Origin of the sequence: Bittarella massiliensis (ex Durand et al. 2017) (assembly GCF_001486165.1) — a bacterium.
GTDB classification, from domain to species: domain Bacteria; phylum Bacillota; class Clostridia; order Oscillospirales; family Ruminococcaceae; genus Bittarella; species Bittarella massiliensis.
The window spans coordinates 46,503-62,999 of sequence record NZ_LN908976.1; the positions used below are offsets into that span (position 1 = coordinate 46,503).

Genomic DNA, 16,497 nt, shown 5'->3' on the forward strand with positions numbered 1-16,497 from the left:
AAGTTGCCGCAGACGGAAAGGGCGATTGCCTGCAAAGCCCCCCCTCCCCTCCTCCCTCTCCCGACCACAGCGGGGCAGGGTGGCTGGTACCGGCAGGCCGCCTCTCCCGCGCGACCGCGCCATCCCCCGCCGGTCAGTCGGGTCGGCCCGCAAAAAAAGCGCCGCGGGGGACCGATTGGGTCCCCCGCGGCGCGAACGCAGGCAGAACAGGCGCTATTTCTTGCGGCCCCGCAGCTTGGTGCGGGTCTCCTTGACCTCCTCCATCGAGGCCACCAGGAACTGCTCGGTGCTCTTCATCAGGTTGTCGGCAAACTCGGTGGCGGCCTGCCGCATCTCCCGGGCCTGCATCTGGGCCTGGCTGATGATCTCGGCCGCCTTCTGCTGGGCGGCCTTGGTCAGGTCGTCCTGGTTGACGATGGCGCGGGCCTTGTCCTCGGCCTTTTTGACGATGGAGGCCGCCTCCTTCTTGGCGGTGGAGATGATTTCGGCCCGGTCGTTGACAATGGCCTTGGCCTGGCGCACCTCGGCCGGCAGGTTGAGGCGGATGTCGTCGGTCAGCTCCCGCATCTTCTCAATGTCCACCACCCGGCGGCCGCCGGAGAGGGGCAGGGTCCAGGCATCCTCCAGGGCCTCGTCCAGCAAATCCAAAATCTCGTCGATGTTCATTTTGACACTCCTTTACTCAACCGCTGTTTGATGGGCTCGATGATCGCCTGGGGGACAAAGTCGTCGATGTCGCCGCCAAAGGCCGCGATCTGCTTGACCAGGCTGGAACTGAGGTACATGTACTTGGAATTGGTGTTGAGGAAGATGGTCTCCAGCTGGGGGTCGAGCTTTTTGTTGGCCAGGGCCATCTGAAATTCGTACTCAAAGTCGCTGACGGCCCGCAGGCCGCGGATGGAGGCGGTGGCCCCCACCTGGCGGGCGTAGTCCACCAGCAGCCCCTGGTAGGCGTCCACCTCGACGTTTGCCAGGTCGCCGGTGACCGCCCGGATCAGCTCCACCCGCTCCCCCACCGAGAAGGCGGTGCGCTTGTCGGGGTTGACCGAGACCAGCACCACCACCCGGTCAAAGAGGCGGGAGGCCCGCAGGATGATGTCCAGGTGGCCCTTGGTGATGGGGTCGAAACTGCCGGGGCAGAGGGCGGTGCGCATCTACTCCTCCCCCTTCTGGTAGAGGGAGACGACCGTCTTGCCGTAGCGGTAGCTCTTCTGTTTGAGGAGGAGGCCGTAGCTCTCCTCCAAGGGCAGGTCCCGCTCACCCTCCACCAGCACCTTGCCCCCGGGGGCCAGCACCGGCGCCAGGGCGGTGAGGATCTCGCCGTACTGGCCGCAGTGGTAGGGGGGATCGACAAAGACGAAGTCAAAGCGCTCCCGGCAGCGGGCCAGGTAGGCCAGGGCGTCGGCCTGGATGACGCGGGCCCGCTCGGCCACCTTGGCGGCCTGGACGTTGCGCTTGATCACCTCTTGGCTGCGGCGGTCCTGGTCCACAAAGACGCAGAGGCTGGCCCCCCGGCTGAGGGCCTCGATCCCCAGCTGGCCGGAGCCGGCAAAGAGGTCGAGGGCGGTGCGGCCGGGCAGCTCAAAGTGGATGGCGCTGAACAGCCCCTCCTTCACCCGGTCGGCGGTGGGGCGGACATCCTGCCCGGGGACGGTCTCCAGCTTGACGCCCCGGGCTGTTCCGGTAATGACTCTCATGGCAGATTCCTCGTGCGGACGGCCCGGGCGCGCCCGGTGGTCCGCTCTCTCCTGTTACTGTTCATATTATCCCGAATGGGAAAGGGGTTGTCAAGTTTTTTCGACAGCCTTTGCAGGGGCTGGCACTACTTCCCATTGAAGTAGTTGTAGACGGCCAGGGCGGCACTCTTGGGCAGCTTGCCCCGGTCCATCAGCACCTGCACCGGCGCCAGGGAGATCTCCTCCAGCGACTGAAAGGCCCCCAGCAGCTGTTTGGCCCGCTTCTCCCCCACCCCGGGGATGTTGGTCAGCTCCGACTTGAGGGCCGAGTTCTTGTGCAGCTTGCGCTGGTAGGAGATGGCGTAGCGGTGCACCTCGTCCTGGATGGTGGTGACCAGCTTGAAGGCCGCCTTGAAGGAGGAGAGGGCCACCTCCGAACCGTCCAGGGCGATGGCCCGGGTGCGGTGCTTCTGGTCCTTGACCATCCCGAACACCGGGATCTGCAGCCCCATCTCGGCCACCAGGGGACGGATGGCCGAGACGTGCCCCTTGCCGCCGTCGAGGAGGATCAGGTCGGGGGTGGTGGCAAAACCCTCGTCGGCGTCGCCGTTTTTCAGCCGGGTGAGCCGGCGGGTGAGGGCCTCTTTCATGGAGGAGTAGTCGTCCTGCCCCACCACCGTCTGGATCTTGAAGCGCTTGTAGGCCCGGCGGTAGGGGCGGCCGTCCTTGAAGACCACCATCCCGCACACCTTGTAGCTTTCCCCCAGATTGGAGATGTCATAACTCTCGATATAGGCGGGGGGTTCTTCCAGCCCCAGCAGCTTGGCCAGCTCGTCCAGGGCGGCGATCTCCCGCGCCGGGCGGCGGCTGCGGTAGGAGATGCCGGTGACCGCGTTGTCGTAGGCCATCTTCACCAGCCGCAGCTTCTCTCCCCGCTGGGGAATCAGCAGTTCGGCCTTGCTCCCCCGCCGCTCGCTCAGCAGCTGCTCGATGAGGGGGCGGTCGGGCAGTTCCAGCTCCAGCAGCACCTCCTTGGGCAGGTCGGCGCGGGTGGTGTAGTAGCGGGCCACAAATTCGTTGAGGATGTCGGCGGGGGCGCCGTCGTCCTTTAAAAGGTACTCGTCCTTGTCGGAGAGTCGGCCCTGGCGGAACTTGAGGACCACCACGCAGACCTTTCCCTCCCCCTTGGCCAGGGCGATGGCGTCCATGTCCACCTTGCTCTCAAAGACCACCTTCTGCCGCTCGTTTAGCCGCTGCAGCGACTGCAGCTGGTCCCGCACGGCGGCGGCCTTCTCGAATTCCAGGTTTTCGCTGTATCGCTGCATCTCCGATTGCAGGTCTTTGATGATCTTGTCGGCCCCGGTGGTGATGTAGGCGATGGCCCGGTCCACCATCTCCCGGTACTGGGCCTGGCTGATCTTGCCGGTGCAGACCCCGCAGCACTGCTTGATGTGGTAGTTGAGACAGGGCCGCTCCCGGCCGATGTCCTGGGGGAAGCGCTTTTTGCAGCTGGGCAGCAGAAAGGCCTTTTTGGCCAGCTCCACGCTCTGGGTGACGATGAAGGAGCTGGTGTAGGGGCCGATATAGGTGCTGCCGTCGTCGATCTTCTGCTTGGCGGCCTGGATGTCGGGCCAGTCGCCGGGGGTGATTTTAATGTAGTGGTAGCCCTTGTCGTCCTTTAAGAGGATGTTGTACTTGGGGCTGTACTGCTTGATGAGGCTGCACTCCAGCACCAGGGCCTCGAACTCGCTCTGGGTGACGATGAAGTCGAAGTCGTTGACGTGCATCACCATCTGATAGACCTTGGGCAGGTGGCTCTCCACCGCCATGAAGTAGCTGGAAACCCGGTTTTTCAGCTTTTTGGCCTTGCCCACATAGATGACCTGACCGGTCTTGTCCTTCATGATGTAGACCCCCGGCTCCAGGGGCAGCTGATGGGATTTCTGCCGCAGCTGTTCCAGTGTCATGGCGCTCCTCCTCCCGCTCTGCAAAGACGCAAAAAAGGCGCAGCCGGAAAGGCCCGGCGGCGCCCGATCGCATATCCCAAATGCCTACTCTTTAAAGCCAGACTCCACCAGGGCCACCAGGGCCTCAACGGCCTGCTGCTCGTCGCTGCCGTCGGCCAGGATGCGGATGGCGGTGTCCCCCACGATCCCCAGGGAGAGGACGCCCAGCAGGCTTTTGGCGTTGACCCGGCGCTCGTCCTTCTCGACCCAGATGGAGGACTTGAACTCGTTGGCCTTCTGAATAAAGAAGGTGGCCGGGCGGGCGTGCAGACCGACCTGGTTTTCTACAACAACATCTTTCACAAACATAGCGATAGACTCCTTGTCCGTAAATTCTGCCCCCGCTTGTCTTGGGGCGGTGTGGCTGACTTCCCCCGGCCGCGCGCCGGGACATTTTGGATACACTGCGATTTTCAAACGACCTCATTATAGCAATCCCCATGGGATTTGTCAGCAGCTAGAGGGGATTTTCTGCTTTTGCGATAATACCGCCACTTCCCCGGGAACGGGCTTTGTACAACATTTCTATATTTTTATAAACATCATCAGCAGGTTGTACAGTGGCGGTACAAGGATGGCGGGCAGCAAATTGGCCGTTTTGATCCGCTCGCCAAAGAGGAAGTTGATGCCGATGACCAGGATGATGGCGTTGCCCACCATGGAGATCTGCCCCATGAGGGCGTCGGTCATCAGGGGGGCCAGGGCCCCGGCCCCCAGGGTCAGCGCCCCCTGGTAGAGGAGGACCGCCAGGGCGGCAAAGCCCACGCTGGGCCCCAGGGAGGCGGTGAGGACCGCCGCCGAGACCAGGTCGAGGGTGCTCTTGACCAGGAGGATGCTGTAATCGCCGGTGAGCCCCTCCTCCAGCGCCCCGAGGATGGCCATGGCCCCCACGCAGAAGATGACCGCCGCCGGCACGAACCCCTGGGCAAAGCCCTTGATCTTGAGTTTGCGCTCCACAAAGCCGCCGAACCGGCCCAGCCGGTCGTCGATCTTCAGCAGTTCCCCCGCCAGGACCCCCAGCACCAGGCTGACCAGGAGGAGCAGCCCCCCGTCGAAGGAGACCGCGCCCCCCTCCACCCGGCCCATGGCGCCCAGGGTGCCGGTGAGGCCGATGAGGATCACCGCCAGCCCCATGGTCTTCATCACCGCGTCCTCGATGCGCTGGGGGATCCCCTTTTTGCAGAGGAAGCCGACGCCGGTGCCCAGCAGCACCGTGCCCACATTGATCAGGGTGCCGATCATACCGTCTCCTCCCACTCCCCGCCGGGGACTGCCAGGGCCTCCAAAAAGGCCCGGTCCACCCCGTCCAGGGGGGCTGTTTGCAACATGTCAGGGCGCTTTTTCCAGGTGTTGCGCAGGGCCTCTTCCCGCCGGTAGCGCTGGATGTTGGCGTGGTGCCCCGAGAGGAGGACCGGCGGCACCTCCCTGCCCTGCCAGACCGGCGGGCGGGTGTACTGGGGGTACTCCAACAGCCCGTTCCAGTGGCTCTCCTCGGTGAAGCAGTCCTCGCTGGAGAGGACCCCCGGGCACAACCGCACCACCGAGTCCACAAAGGCCATGGCGGCGATCTCCCCCCCGGTGAGGACAAAATCCCCCAGGGAGATCTCCTCGTCGACGATCTCGTCGAGGACCCGCTGGTCCACCCCCTCGTAGTGCCCGCAGAGGACAAAGAGGGACCCCTCCCCCGCGTACTCCCGGCTCACCTGCTGGGTGAGGACCCGCCCCTGGGGCGACATGTAGACCGCCTTGGGCCGGCCTCCCCGCTGGGCGCAGACCGCCTCAAAGCAGCGGAAGATGGGCTCGGGCTGCATCACCATCCCCATCCCCCCGCCGTAGGGGTAGTCGTCCACCCGGCCGTGCTTGTCCAGGGTGTGGTCGCGGATGTTGTGGCAGCGGATGTCCACCAGCCCGTCGGCCATGGCCCGGCCGATGATCGACTCCCCCAAAACGGCCATCACCATCTCGGGGAAGATGGTGGCGATGTCGATCGTCATCATGCAAACAGCCCCTCCAGCGGGCGGATGCGCATCTCCCCGGCGGCCAGGTCGATGGTCAGAACCACCTCTTTGATGGCGGGGATCAGGGTGACGCGCCCCTCTTTTTCAATGTGGTAGACGTCGTTGGCCCCGGTCTGGCTGACCTCGCAGAGGGTGCCGTAGCATTCGCCGGTGTCGGCGTCCTTCACCGTCAGGCCCACCAGGTCCTGCACGTAAAAGCTGCCCTCGGGCAGCTGCACGTCGCCCCGGTCCATGTAGAGGACCTTGCCGATGTAGCGGGTGGCCTGCTCCACCGTGTCGATCCCCTCGAACTTGCAGACCACCACGTTTTTGTGCACCCGGCTGCGCTCGATTTGCAGGGTCTCGGCCCGGCCCTCGGTGAAGAGCCGCTCAAAGCCCAACAGAAAGTCCGGCGAATCGCACCAGGGCTGAATGCGCACCTCGCCGCGCACCCCGTGGGTGGTGACGATCTTCCCCACTTCCAAATCCTGTTTCATCTCGTCCTCCCTCGGCCGCGCCAGAGGCGGCCCCATAAAGGCAGTAGGGAAAGCAAAGTCGCCCTCGCTTTCCCTACGGTGTGAAGTACCCTAGTCGATGTCCACCTGGACCTTTTCGCCGACGCGAACAGCGGCCGCCCGCATCACAGTGCGAATGGCTTTGGCGATCCGCCCCTGCTTGCCGATGACCCGGCCCATGTCGTCGGCCGCCACGTGGATGTGGTAGACGGTGACGCCCTCTTCATTGGGCTCGTCCTTCTGCACCTGGACGGCGGCCTTGTCCTCGACCAGGCCGGTCACCAGGGTGATGAGCAGTTCTTCCATGCCACAGACCTCCTCGGGCAAAATTACTCAGCGCTCTGCTGTTTGAGCAGGCTCTTGACGGTGTCGGTGGGCTGGGCGCCGTTGGCGATCCACTTCTGGGCCTTCTCCATGTCGATCTTCACCACTTTGGGGTCTTTGGTCGGGTCGTAGTAGCCCAGCTCCTCAATGAAGCGGCCGCCGCGGGGATAGCGGGAGTCGGCCACGACGATGCGGTAAAAGGGGGCTTTCTTGGCGCCCATCCGGCGCAGTCTGATTTTCACTGCCATGATACAATTCCTCCAATGATGTTGTTCTCTTTATTGCTGTGCAATAAATGGGGTCGGCGGCTGCAAGGCCGCGCTCTTTTATAGCACCGGCCGGTCTCCCGGGCCGGAATCTACCAATAAAAAAGGTTACACAAAGGTTACATGTGGTTACACAGGGGTTACATAAAGGGCATCATCCGCCGCCGCTTGCCGGGGCGGCTGAACTGCTTCATCAGCTTGCTCATGGTCTCGAACTGCTTGAGCAGGCGGTTGACGTCCTCCACCCGGGTGCCGCTGCCGGCGGCGATGCGCCGCTTGCGGCCGGGGTTGATGAGTTTGGGCTTGGCCCGCTCGGCCGGGGTCATGGAGCAGATGATGGCCCGCACCTGGTCCATCTGGCGGTCGTCCAGGTCGGCCCCGCTGAGCTTGTTTCCAATTCCCCCGGGGAGCATGCTCACGATCTGTTGCAGGCTGCCCATGTTCCGCATCTGGTCGAGCTGGACGAGCATGTCCTCCAAATCGAACTTGTTCTTGCGGAACTTCTCCTCCATGGCCTTTTGCTGCTTTTCATCGAACTGGGTCTGGGCCTTTTCGATGAAGGTGAGCACGTCCCCCATCCCCAGGATGCGGGAGGCCATTCGGTCGGGGTAGAAGGGCTCTAAGTCGTCCAGCTTCTCGCCGGTGCCCGAAAACTTGATGGGCTTGCCGGTGACCGCCTTGACCGAGAGGGCCGCGCCGCCCCGGGTATCGCCGTCGAGTTTGGTGAGCACCACGCCGGTGATCTCCAGTAATTGGTTGAAGCTCTCGGCCACCGAGACGGCGTCCTGGCCGGTCATGGAGTCGATGACCAGCAAGATCTCGTCGGGCCCGACCGCCGCCTTGATGGCGGCCAACTCGGCCATTAGGGCCTCGTCGATGTGCAGCCGGCCGGCGGTGTCGAGGATGACGATGTCGTTGCCGTGGTCCTTGGCGTGGCCCAGGGCCTTTTTGGCGATCTCCACCGGGTCGCCCTGCCCCATCTCAAAGACCGGGACCCCGGCCTGTTCGCCCACCACCTGCAGCTGCTTGATGGCCGCCGGGCGGTAGACGTCGCAGGCCACCAGCAGCGGGCGGTGCCCCTGGCTTTTGAGCAGCTTGCCCAGCTTGCCCGAGTGGGTGGTCTTGCCCGAGCCCTGCAGGCCGCACATCATGATGACGCAGGGCGGCTTGGAGGGGATGTGCAGCCGGCTGACCTCCCCCCCCATGAGGGAGATGAGCTCTTCGTGGACGATCTTGATGACCTGCTGGGCCGGGGTCAAACTCTCGAAGACGGCGGCGCCCACCGCCCGCTCGGTCACCGCGTCCACAAACTGCTTGGCGACCTTGTAGTTGACATCCGCCTCCAGCAGGGCCAGGCGGACCTCCCGCATGGCGGTCTTGACGTCCTTCTCCCCCAGCTTGCCCTTCTGCTTTAACTTTTTAAAGGCGGCGGACAGCTTTTCAGATAGTCCTTCAAAGGCCACGGTGTTTCCCCCCTTTCCCCTATTCGCCGATTTCCTTGACGGTCTCCAGGATCGCTTTGACCGACCGCTCGATCTCGGCGGAGGAGTTGTAGTTGTCGTTGAGCAGCGAGATGTTCTTGGCCTCCTGGGTGATCCGCTCCAGCCCCTGATACATCTGGCGGTAGCGGCGGCAGAGGCCCAGCTTCTCCTCCATCTCCAGCAGGGTGGCCTCCCCCCTCTTGATGGAGTCGCGCACCCCCTGGCGGGTGATGCCGGTGTTCTCGGCGATCTCGCCCAGGGAGAGGTCCTGGTCGTAGTAGAGGACGATGCAGTCGCGCTGCTTCTCGGTGAGCAGCTCCCCGTAAAAGTCGCACAGCAGGGCGATCTCCAAATTTTTGGACACGGGCCGCTCCCCCCTCTCAAAAAGACACGCCGGAGGCCCGGCGCAGGGCCATCAGCGTGTAAAGTGTTTTTCTTTACATTGAGTATAGCAAAGCCCGCACCCCCTGTCAAGGCCTTTCGCTTTACCAATTGCAGCTTTCGTCAAAAAAGAAGGGGATATTTTGTGCAGGCGACCCTATTTTTTCTGCCCGTAGACAAAGACGGTCACCTTTTCGACCCCGGCGTAGGAAAATTCGGTCGCGGCCTCGGCCAGCCTTTGCAGCCCCTGCGCCTCGTAAAAGCGGTGGTTGCAGCCGGTGTCAGTGTGGACGTAGAAGCTCTCGATCCCCTCGGCGGCAAAGTGCTCCATCAAATTTCGGTAGAGCTGTTTGCCGATGCCCAGGCCGCGGCAGCTCTCGTCCACCAGGAAGAGGGAGAGCTCGGCGTCAAAGGGGTAGCCGACCGCCCGGTCCAGGGCGGCCAGGGTCTCGCCGTAGCCCGACCACTCCCCGTTCCCTTTGCGGAAGGAGCGGTCGAAGAGGAGGGGGACGGCGTGGCGGAGGGCGCGGAAGTAGGCCCCCCAGTGCCACCGCTTCCTGCCCTTGCGGCAGTCGGAGCCCACGATGACCCCCACCGGCCGGCCCTCCCGCAGGGCCACGCAGGTATAGCTCTCCCGCAGCAGGCAGGAGAGCAGGTAGCTCTGCCCGAAGTGGGCGGCCCCCTCGGGCCCCCCTGTGAACTGGTCAAACTTCCAGGTATCGACGATGATGCGGCCCAGCTCGGCATGGTCCGACGGCTGGATGCTCCGGTAGGTGATCACCTGTTTTTCTCCTTTCTCCCAGGGCGGGCGGCCGCCCGCAAAAAGTACATGATTGTACCAATAGGATGCCATCTCTCCCCCTGCCTGTCAACCCCCGCCCTGCAAAAAAGGGGGCGGAGCCCCTCGCTCCGCCCCCTGAAAGGGACGCTTTTCCCCCGGCCCTAGGCCCGGTAGACGATCTCCCCGTCCTTGATGGTCATCCGGTTGTCGGTGACGGTGGCGATGGTTTGCAGCGGGTCGTCCCGGTAGACGGCAAAGCAGGCCCGCTTGCCCGGGGTGACGGAGCCCAGGCTCTCCTCCACCCCGCAGAGTTTGGCCGACTCGATGGTGCCGATGCGCAGCGCCTCGAGGGGGGTGAGGCCGCCCTTCTCCACCATCAGCACGTACTCGCTGCAGCTGTTTTCCGGCGGGTTGGACGGGGTGCCCGCGTCGGTCCCCATGCAGATCTTGACCCCGGCGGCATAGGCGTCCTTGAAGGAGCGGATGTGGGAGTCGATGACCGCTTTGGTCTTGCGGATGACGTAGTCGGGCTGTTTGACCGGGCTGTCGCCGTAGAGGATGAAGTGGCTGGCCGCCAGGGTGGGGCAAAACCAGGTGCCCTGCTCCACCATCCGGGCGATGGTCTCCCCGTCCAGGTAGCAGCCGTGCTCGATGGAGTCGATGCCCGCCCGCACCGAGTCGCGGATGCCCGAGGCCCCCTGGGCGTGGGAGCAGACCTTGGCCCCGCACTTGTGGGCCTCTCGCACCACGGCCTCCATCTCCTCCAAGTCCATCTGCTGGGCGCCGGGCTCCACCCCCTTGGTCATGATGCCGCCGGTGGCGATGACCTTGATCCAGTCGGCCCCGGCCCGCAGCTGGTCCCGGGTGGCCTTGCGCATCTCCTCCGCCCCGTCGGCCTGCAGCCCGCAGAGGGTCCAGCTGTGCCCGCCGGTGATGCAGATGCAGCGGCCGCAGGCGAGCATGTCCGGCCCCTGCACCCGCCCGGCGCGGATCTCGTCGCGCAGCAGGATGTCGATGCCCGAGTAGCCGCCCACGTCCCGGATGAAGGTGACCCCCGCCTTGAGAAAGCCCTGCAAACTCTGGATGGCCAGCAGGGTCAGCCGGGCGTCGCTGCCGCCGATGAGGCCCATGTCGGCGTCGCTGCTGATGGTGATGTGGGTGTGGCAGTTGAAGGCGCCGGGGGCCAGGTACTGGCCGCCCATCTCCACCACCCGGCAGCCCTCGGGCAGGGGGCCCACCTCCCCGACCGCGGCGATCCTGCCGTCCTCCACTAGCACGTCGCCGGCAAAGCAGCGGCCCTCCAAGACGTCCACGATGTTGGCATTTTTGAAACAGACCTGTTTCACCGTTTTCACTCCTCCTTCGCCGGCCGCGGGGGCCGGCCCTTTTTTTGCAAGTATGACACCCGCCGCGCCGTTTGTCCAACCCGGAAACCCCTTGCGGGGCCGCTTTCAAAAAAAGTTGTGAAAATTGTACAGACGGCCTCCCTTTTTCTTGACAATGCCGACAGGCAATAGTATCCTGTAAGCAGGGACTAACTTAGTGACGTGTGAAGAGGGGAAGTGCAGGTATGACATTGGACAAAGTGGCACCGGGGCAGGGGGGCGTCATCACCCAGGTGGGGGGCGAGGGGGTCCTCCGCCGCCGGCTGCTGGACATGGGGCTGACCCCCGGCACCCGGGTCTCGGTGCGCAAGATCGCCCCCATGGGCGACCCCATCGAGCTGTTTTTGCGCAGCTACGTGCTGACCATCCGCAAGGAGGAGGCGGCCAACATCGCCGTGGAGGGGGTGGGGGAAACCGCCCTCCCCCGCGCCGCCGAGCACCGGCCTGAATCGGAGGGGGGGCACCCCCGCCGACGCGGCGCCGCGCACCGCCCCGAATCGGCGGGAGAGCATCCCCACCACTGCGGCGCCGCACACTGCCCCGAATCGGAGGGGGACCACCCCCATCACCGCGGCGGCAGGCAGGCGGAACACCACAAAGGGAGGTGGGGCAGATGAGCTATCTGCTGGCCCTGGCGGGCAACCAGAACTGCGGCAAGACCACCCTCTTCAACGCCCTCACCGGCGCCAACCAGCACGTGGGCAACTTCCCCGGGGTGACGGTGGAGAAGAAGGAGGGCACCATCAAGCGCCAGAGGGACGCGGTGCTGGTGGACCTGCCGGGCATCTACTCCCTCTCCCCCTACACCTCGGAGGAGGTGGTGACCCGGGACTTTATTTTAAAGGAGAACCCCCTGGCCATCATCAACATCGTCGACGCCACCAACATCGAGCGCAACCTCTACCTGACGCTGCAGCTGATGGAGCTGCGCATCCCCATGGTCATCGCCCTGAACATGATGGACGAGGTGCGGGCCTCGGGCAACTCCATCGACGTGCAAAAGCTCAGCGAGCACCTGGGGCTGCCGGTGGTGCCCATCTCCGCCTCGAAAAAAGAGGGGATATCCGACCTGCTCGACGAGGTGGGCAAGGTTATCAAAAACCCGACGCCGCCGGAAAAGCTGGACTTCTGCACCGGCGAGGTGCACAAGGCCATCCACTCCATCGCCCACATCGTCGAGGACCAGGCCAAGGCCGCCGGCTACCCGCTGCGCTTCGCCGCCACCAAGCTGGTGGAGGGCGACAAGCCGATGCACGAGGCCCTGGGGGTGCGCGGGGAGGAGTACCACATCGTCCACCACATCATCCACCAGATGGAGCGCAACCTGGGCACCGACCGGGAGGCCGCCCTGGCGGACATGCGGTACAGCTACATCGAAAAAATCTGCGCCGACTGCGTCATCAAGCACCAGGAGACCCACGAGCAGATCCGCTCTGAAAAGATCGACCGGCTGCTGACCCACAAGTACCTGGGCATCCCCATCTTCTTCGGCATCATGTTCTTCATCTTCTGGCTGACCTTCGGGGTCATCGGCGAGCCCCTCAAGGGGCTGCTGGAAGAGGGGATCGCCGCCGCCACCGCCGCCTTTGGCGACCTGCTGGTGCGGGTGGGGGTCAGCGACTGGCTGCGCTCCCTCCTCATCGACGGGGTCTGCGTGGGGGTGGGCAGCGTCCTCTCCTTCCTCCCCATCATCGTGCTGCTGTTCTTCTTCCTCTCCATCCTGGAGGACAGCGGCTACATGGCCCGGGTGGCCTTTGTGATGGACAAACTGCTGCGCAAGATCGGCCTCTCCGGCCGCAGCTTCGTGCCCATGCTCATCGGCTTCGGCTGCTCGGTGCCCGCCATCATGGCCACCCGCACCCTGGCCAGCGAGCGGGACCGGAAGATGACCATCGTCCTCACCCCCTTCATGTCCTGCAGCGCCAAGCTGCCCATCTACGCCATGATCACCGCCGCCTTCTTCCCCCAAAACGGGGCGCTGGTGATGATCTCCCTCTACCTCACCGGCATCCTGGTGGCCGTTCTCTCGGGGCTGCTGCTCAAGCGCACCCTCTTTCAGGGGGAGCCGGTCCCCTTTGTGATGGAGCTGCCGGCCTACCGCATCCCCTCGGCCAAAAGCGTGGCCCTGCACATGTGGGAAAAGGCCAAGGACTTCATCCGCAAGGCCTTCACCATCATCTTCCTGGCGGCCATCATCATCTGGTTTTTGCAGAGCTTCGACTGGCGGCTCAACGCGGTGCAGAGCAGCGCCGACAGCATCCTCGCCTCCATCGGCTCCTTCGTCGCCCCCCTCTTCACCCCCCTGGGCTTTGGGGACTGGCGGGCCTCCACCGCCCTGATCACCGGCATCACCGCCAAGGAGACGGTGGTCAGCACCCTCACCGTTCTCACCGGGGCCCAGAGCGGCGCCCAGTTGGGCCAGATCCTGGGGACCATCTTCACCCCCCTGTCGGCCTTCTCCTTTCTGGCCTTCACCGTCCTCTACATGCCCTGTGTGGCCGCCTTCGCCGCCGAGCGGCGGGAGCTGGGCAGCACCCGCGGGGCGCTGCTGGCCTCCCTCTACCAGACCGGCGCGGCCTATCTGGTCGCCCTGCTGATCTACCAGGTGGGGAGTCTCTTCATCCGCTGATTTCTCTTGGGAGGTGTTTTTCATGAGCGTTGCCGACTGGGTGGTCCTGGGGCTGCTGGCCCTCTGCGTGGCCGCCGTCGTCTTTTTCCTGCGCCGCCAGAAGCGGCGGGGCGGGGGCTGCGCCGGCTGTTCCGGCTGCGCGGGCAGACAGGCGGGCGGCTGCGGGGGCTGCCCCTCCGCCGGGTCCTGCCCGCCGCCAGAGGGAGCGGGACATCGACCCCAATAACCGTCTTCTCAGAGGGGCGGGCCCAAAACGGCCCGCCCTTCTTTTCTGCCCAAATGTTGACAGTCCCTTCTCTATTTGTTCACACCTTCTAAATAAATCGACCATCTTGCACAAAAACCAGGCAATCACTTTAACGAAAATGCAAATGGACATCCGGCGGCCAATCGAATATACTGAAAGTGCAATAGGGAAGCAGAATGACAGACAGAATGGAGGAGATTCCAGTGCAGCAGTTTGACCCACAGCATTGTGGTGATTGCCCGTGCCGCGTCTTTGCTCGTTTCTCTGTGAGTTCCCTCGGCGGTTTGTCCTGGTGACCCTCGACCGATCACCCAGCGTGTGACTTCACAGTTCCCCAAAGCGAACCAAAGCGTGTAAATGCGCCGATTGATTTGTATCCTGCGCACGACAAACGTCCCGCACCTTGAAGTGTTTGTTTTACCAGCCCTCTGCAGCGGTGCAGAGAGACCCCTGCGTAAGACCTGACCCCCGGCGTCCAAACCGCCGAGCAAGGATGTGTTTCTGACCCAGCGTTTTCGTGCAGTGCTTTATAAAAGGCGAATACCGGCCGTATGTGGGTATTTGACACCGTCCTCTCCCAAAAGAGGTGGCCATCAAAAAACTCCCTGGCACGGGCGATCCCACAATTTTTATAAGACAAGTTCATAAGAAAAAGAACGGGGCTGCCGCACTGCGACAGCCCTTCTTTTTTGCCGCGCCCCATACCGGACAGACTGCCGCCGGTATTGTGTGCGATACTGCAAGGGAGAAACCGGCCCCGGTCCGGGGCCGCGCGAGGAGGAACCAACCTTGGAGACCGTGCCCGCCAAACACCTGCTGCAAAAGACCCGCTCCCCCGCCTGGTTTGGGACCGAGTACAACCTCAACCTCTACCGGGGCTGCTGCCACGGCTGCATCTACTGCGACAGCCGCAGCGAGTGCTACCGCATCGACGACTTTGACCGGGTGCGCGCCAAGGAGAACGCCATCCCCCTGCTGCGGCAGGAGCTGGCGACCAAGCGGCAGACCGGGGTGGTGAGCCTGGGGGCCATGAGCGACAGCTACAACCCCTTTGAGGAGGGGCAGCAGCTGACCCGGCAGGCCCTGGCCCTCTTTTTGCGGCACGGCTTTGGCGCGGCCATCGCCACCAAGAGCGACCTGATCACCCGCGACCGGGCCCTGCTGGCCGAGCTCTCCGCCCAGGCGCCGGTCATCGTCAAGTTCTCCCTCTCCACCGCCGACGAGGGGCTGGCCGCCCGGGTGGAGCCCCGCGCCCCCTCCCCCGCCCGGCGGTTGCGGGCGCTGGAACAACTGTCGGCCGCCGGGGTGTTTGCCGGGGTGCTGCTGATGCCGGTGCTCCCCCTGCTGGAGGACGAGCCGGACCAGGTGGTGGAGCTGGTGCGCCGGGCGGCAGACGCGGGGGCCCGGTTCATCTACCCGGCCTTTGGGGTCACCCTGCGGCAAAACCAGCGCGCCCACTACTACCGCCAGTTGGAGCGGCACTTCCCCGGTTTGGCGGAGCGGTACCGCGACCTGTACGGCGACGCCTACTGGTGCGCCTCCCCCCGCCACCGGGAGCTCTACGGCGTCTTTTCCGCCGCCTGCCAGCGGCGGGGCCTGCTCTACACCATGGAGGAGATCGTGCGCGCCTACAAGCCCCCCCGCGCCGAGCAGCTCTCGCTGTTTTGACCCCTGCCGGGGGATGCCGTCACAAAAAGAGCAGAGGGCACGGACAAGCTGCCGGGGGGATGCCGCCACAAAAGAGCAGAGGGCACGGACAAGCCGCCGGGGGGATGCCGCCACAAAAAGAGCAGAGGGCCCGCACAAGCCGCCGGGGAGACGCCGTCACAAAAAGAGCGGAGGGCCCGGACAAGCTGCCGGGGAGACGCCGCCACAAAAAAGAGCAGAGGGCACGGACAAGCCGCCGGGGGAATGCCGCCACAAAAGAGCGGAGGGCACGGACAAGCCGCCGGGGGATGCCGCCACAAAAGAGCGGAGGGCACGGACAAGCCGCCGGGGGGACGCCGCCACAAAAAAACAGAGGGCCCAGACAAGCCGCCAGGGGGATGCCGTCACAAAAGAGCAGAGGGCCCGGACAAGCCGCCGGGGGGATGCCGCCACAAAAAGAGCGGAGGGCACGGACAAGCCGCCGGGCCCTCTGCTCTTTGATCTCTATCTCGCGCCGCCCTCATCCCCCGGGGGGAGGAGGGTGACCGTCCCCCGGCCGCACCGCACCAGCCCCTCTTTTGCCAGGGCGGCCAGGGCCCGGTTGACGCTGCGCATCGGCGCCTTTACCTGAGCGGCCAGGGCCTGTTTGTCCAGCGGCCCGCGGCGGCCCATCTCCCGCCAGCTCTGCAGGCAGGCGCGCACCCGCTCCTTGACGCGCAGGAGCTGCAGCTGGGTGGCGTTTGCGGCGTACCGCCGCATCTGCTGCGCCAGGTGGCGGATGAGGGCGGTGGTGAGGGCAAAGTCCCGCTCCATCCAGGCCAGCAGGTCGTCCCGGTCCAACTGCAGAACAGTGCAGTCGCTGGCGGCCACCACCTCGATGGTCTTGAGCCCCTCGCAGAAGATCTCCAGTTCCCCGAAGATGTCCCCCTCGCCGTAGCGGTCCACCAGGGCGGTGGCCCCGCTCTCGTCCGCCACCCAGGCCATGGCCGTCCCCCGCTCCACCATGTAGATGCAGCGGTTCTCCTCCCCCGCCAACAGCACCGGCTCCCCCTTGCGAAAGGTGCGCCGGTGCAGCCCGCCGCTCAGGTCCTCCGGCATCCGCTCAAAGAATTCCCGCATCTTTTTCTCCTTCGGGTCAATTGACCTGTTTTCATTCTACCGG

At 64.6% G+C, this 16,497-nt stretch carries 19 protein-coding genes; 4 read left to right on the forward strand and 15 right to left on the reverse strand.

Annotated elements, in window-relative coordinates; all coding sequences use genetic code 11:
• Positions 1–213: 213 nt before the first annotated feature.
• From BN3266_RS03730 to BN3266_RS03795, 14 genes are all read right to left on the reverse strand, one after another.
• Positions 214–666: an ATP synthase subunit B family protein gene (locus BN3266_RS03730; RefSeq protein WP_021661161.1), complete on the reverse strand. Its 453-nt coding sequence runs from the start codon at positions 664–666 to the stop codon at positions 214–216.
• Positions 663–1,154, reverse strand: coding sequence for a pantetheine-phosphate adenylyltransferase (gene coaD, locus BN3266_RS03735; RefSeq protein WP_059003907.1), 492 nt, complete (start codon positions 1,152–1,154; stop codon positions 663–665). The genes BN3266_RS03730 and coaD overlap by 4 nt, the downstream gene beginning before the upstream one ends.
• A complete protein-coding gene (gene rsmD / locus BN3266_RS03740) occupies positions 1,155–1,697 on the reverse strand; it encodes a 16S rRNA (guanine(966)-N(2))-methyltransferase RsmD (protein WP_059003909.1) in 543 nt (180 codons plus the stop codon).
• A 125-nt stretch (positions 1,698–1,822) separates the two neighbouring features.
• Positions 1,823–3,643 carry an excinuclease ABC subunit UvrC gene (gene uvrC / locus BN3266_RS03745; protein ID WP_059003911.1) on the reverse strand — a complete coding sequence of 607 codons (1,821 nt, stop codon included), beginning with the start codon at positions 3,641–3,643 and terminating at the stop codon, positions 1,823–1,825.
• An 84-nt stretch (positions 3,644–3,727) separates the two neighbouring features.
• Positions 3,728–3,991 carry an HPr family phosphocarrier protein gene (locus tag BN3266_RS03750; protein WP_021661156.1) on the reverse strand — a complete coding sequence of 88 codons (264 nt, stop codon included), beginning with the start codon at positions 3,989–3,991 and terminating at the stop codon, positions 3,728–3,730.
• 216 nt (positions 3,992–4,207) lie between these two features.
• Positions 4,208–4,924, reverse strand: a complete 717-nt coding sequence (locus tag BN3266_RS03755) for a DUF554 domain-containing protein (protein ID WP_059003913.1) — start codon at positions 4,922–4,924, stop codon at positions 4,208–4,210.
• Positions 4,921–5,679, reverse strand: coding sequence for a tRNA (guanosine(37)-N1)-methyltransferase TrmD (gene trmD / locus BN3266_RS03760; RefSeq protein WP_368013941.1), 759 nt, complete (start codon positions 5,677–5,679; stop codon positions 4,921–4,923). The genes BN3266_RS03755 and trmD overlap by 4 nt, the downstream gene beginning before the upstream one ends.
• Positions 5,676–6,176: a ribosome maturation factor RimM gene (gene rimM / locus BN3266_RS03765; protein ID WP_059003915.1), complete on the reverse strand. Its 501-nt coding sequence runs from the start codon at positions 6,174–6,176 to the stop codon at positions 5,676–5,678. Before rimM ends, trmD begins: the two co-directional genes overlap by 4 nt.
• A 90-nt stretch (positions 6,177–6,266) precedes the next feature.
• Complete coding sequence (locus tag BN3266_RS03770; protein ID WP_059003917.1) at positions 6,267–6,500, reverse strand: KH domain-containing protein; 234 nt, start codon at positions 6,498–6,500, stop codon at positions 6,267–6,269.
• Between the two features lie 23 nt (positions 6,501–6,523).
• A complete protein-coding gene (rpsP, locus tag BN3266_RS03775; RefSeq protein WP_021661151.1) occupies positions 6,524–6,766 on the reverse strand; it encodes a 30S ribosomal protein S16 in 243 nt (80 codons plus the stop codon).
• A 158-nt stretch (positions 6,767–6,924) separates the two neighbouring features.
• Complete coding sequence (gene ffh, locus BN3266_RS03780) at positions 6,925–8,247, reverse strand: signal recognition particle protein (RefSeq protein ID WP_059003919.1); 1,323 nt, start codon at positions 8,245–8,247, stop codon at positions 6,925–6,927.
• Between the two features lie 19 nt (positions 8,248–8,266).
• Positions 8,267–8,629, reverse strand: coding sequence for a YlxM family DNA-binding protein (gene ylxM / locus BN3266_RS03785; protein ID WP_059003921.1), 363 nt, complete (start codon positions 8,627–8,629; stop codon positions 8,267–8,269).
• A gap of 174 nt (positions 8,630–8,803) precedes the next feature.
• Complete coding sequence (locus BN3266_RS03790) at positions 8,804–9,427, reverse strand: GNAT family N-acetyltransferase (RefSeq protein ID WP_059003923.1); 624 nt, start codon at positions 9,425–9,427, stop codon at positions 8,804–8,806.
• A gap of 161 nt (positions 9,428–9,588) precedes the next feature.
• Positions 9,589–10,773, reverse strand: a complete 1,185-nt coding sequence (locus BN3266_RS03795) for a metal-dependent hydrolase family protein (RefSeq protein ID WP_059003926.1) — start codon at positions 10,771–10,773, stop codon at positions 9,589–9,591.
• Positions 10,774–10,997: 224 nt separating this feature from the next.
• Here BN3266_RS03795 and BN3266_RS14555 point away from each other — a divergent pair, with 224 nt between their 5' ends.
• From BN3266_RS14555 to BN3266_RS03815, 4 genes are all read left to right on the forward strand, one after another.
• A complete protein-coding gene (locus BN3266_RS14555; RefSeq protein ID WP_082671637.1) occupies positions 10,998–11,429 on the forward strand; it encodes a FeoA family protein in 432 nt (143 codons plus the stop codon).
• Positions 11,426–13,441, forward strand: a complete 2,016-nt coding sequence (gene feoB / locus BN3266_RS03805; protein ID WP_059003928.1) for a ferrous iron transport protein B — start codon at positions 11,426–11,428, stop codon at positions 13,439–13,441. The genes BN3266_RS14555 and feoB overlap by 4 nt, the downstream gene beginning before the upstream one ends.
• A gap of 22 nt (positions 13,442–13,463) precedes the next feature.
• Complete coding sequence (locus BN3266_RS03810; protein WP_059003929.1) at positions 13,464–13,667, forward strand: FeoB-associated Cys-rich membrane protein; 204 nt, start codon at positions 13,464–13,466, stop codon at positions 13,665–13,667.
• Positions 13,668–14,477: 810 nt separating this feature from the next.
• Positions 14,478–15,356 carry an SPL family radical SAM protein gene (locus tag BN3266_RS03815; RefSeq protein WP_059003931.1) on the forward strand — a complete coding sequence of 293 codons (879 nt, stop codon included), beginning with the start codon at positions 14,478–14,480 and terminating at the stop codon, positions 15,354–15,356.
• Between the two features lie 483 nt (positions 15,357–15,839).
• On the opposite strand, the gene BN3266_RS03820 is transcribed toward BN3266_RS03815, so the two are convergent.
• Entirely contained in the window at positions 15,840–16,454 is a 615-nt protein-coding gene (locus tag BN3266_RS03820; protein ID WP_059003934.1) for a Crp/Fnr family transcriptional regulator, read from the reverse strand.
• Positions 16,455–16,497 lie beyond the last annotated feature (43 nt).

What these genes read in the sequence shown, in the direction of transcription:
- BN3266_RS03730 (WP_021661161.1), bottom strand. Translation starts at nt 666, where the DNA reads ATGAACATCGACGAGATTTTGGATTTGCTGGACGAGGCCCTGGAGGAT.
- coaD (WP_059003907.1), bottom strand. Translation starts at nt 1,154, where the DNA reads ATGCGCACCGCCCTCTGCCCCGGCAGTTTCGACCCCATCACCAAGGGC.
- rsmD (WP_059003909.1), bottom strand. Translation starts at nt 1,697, where the DNA reads ATGAGAGTCATTACCGGAACAGCCCGGGGCGTCAAGCTGGAGACCGTC.
- uvrC (WP_059003911.1), bottom strand. Translation starts at nt 3,643, where the DNA reads ATGACACTGGAACAGCTGCGGCAGAAATCCCATCAGCTGCCCCTGGAG.
- BN3266_RS03750 (WP_021661156.1), bottom strand. Translation starts at nt 3,991, where the DNA reads ATGTTTGTGAAAGATGTTGTTGTAGAAAACCAGGTCGGTCTGCACGCC.
- BN3266_RS03755 (WP_059003913.1), bottom strand. Translation starts at nt 4,924, where the DNA reads ATGATCGGCACCCTGATCAATGTGGGCACGGTGCTGCTGGGCACCGGC.
- trmD (WP_368013941.1), bottom strand. Translation starts at nt 5,679, where the DNA reads ATGATGACGATCGACATCGCCACCATCTTCCCCGAGATGGTGATGGCC.
- rimM (WP_059003915.1), bottom strand. Translation starts at nt 6,176, where the DNA reads ATGAAACAGGATTTGGAAGTGGGGAAGATCGTCACCACCCACGGGGTG.
- BN3266_RS03770 (WP_059003917.1), bottom strand. Translation starts at nt 6,500, where the DNA reads ATGGAAGAACTGCTCATCACCCTGGTGACCGGCCTGGTCGAGGACAAG.
- rpsP (WP_021661151.1), bottom strand. Translation starts at nt 6,766, where the DNA reads ATGGCAGTGAAAATCAGACTGCGCCGGATGGGCGCCAAGAAAGCCCCC.
- BN3266_RS14555 (WP_082671637.1), top strand. Translation starts at nt 10,998, where the DNA reads ATGACATTGGACAAAGTGGCACCGGGGCAGGGGGGCGTCATCACCCAG.
- feoB (WP_059003928.1), top strand. Translation starts at nt 11,426, where the DNA reads ATGAGCTATCTGCTGGCCCTGGCGGGCAACCAGAACTGCGGCAAGACC.
- BN3266_RS03810 (WP_059003929.1), top strand. Translation starts at nt 13,464, where the DNA reads ATGAGCGTTGCCGACTGGGTGGTCCTGGGGCTGCTGGCCCTCTGCGTG.
- BN3266_RS03820 (WP_059003934.1), bottom strand. Translation starts at nt 16,454, where the DNA reads ATGCGGGAATTCTTTGAGCGGATGCCGGAGGACCTGAGCGGCGGGCTG.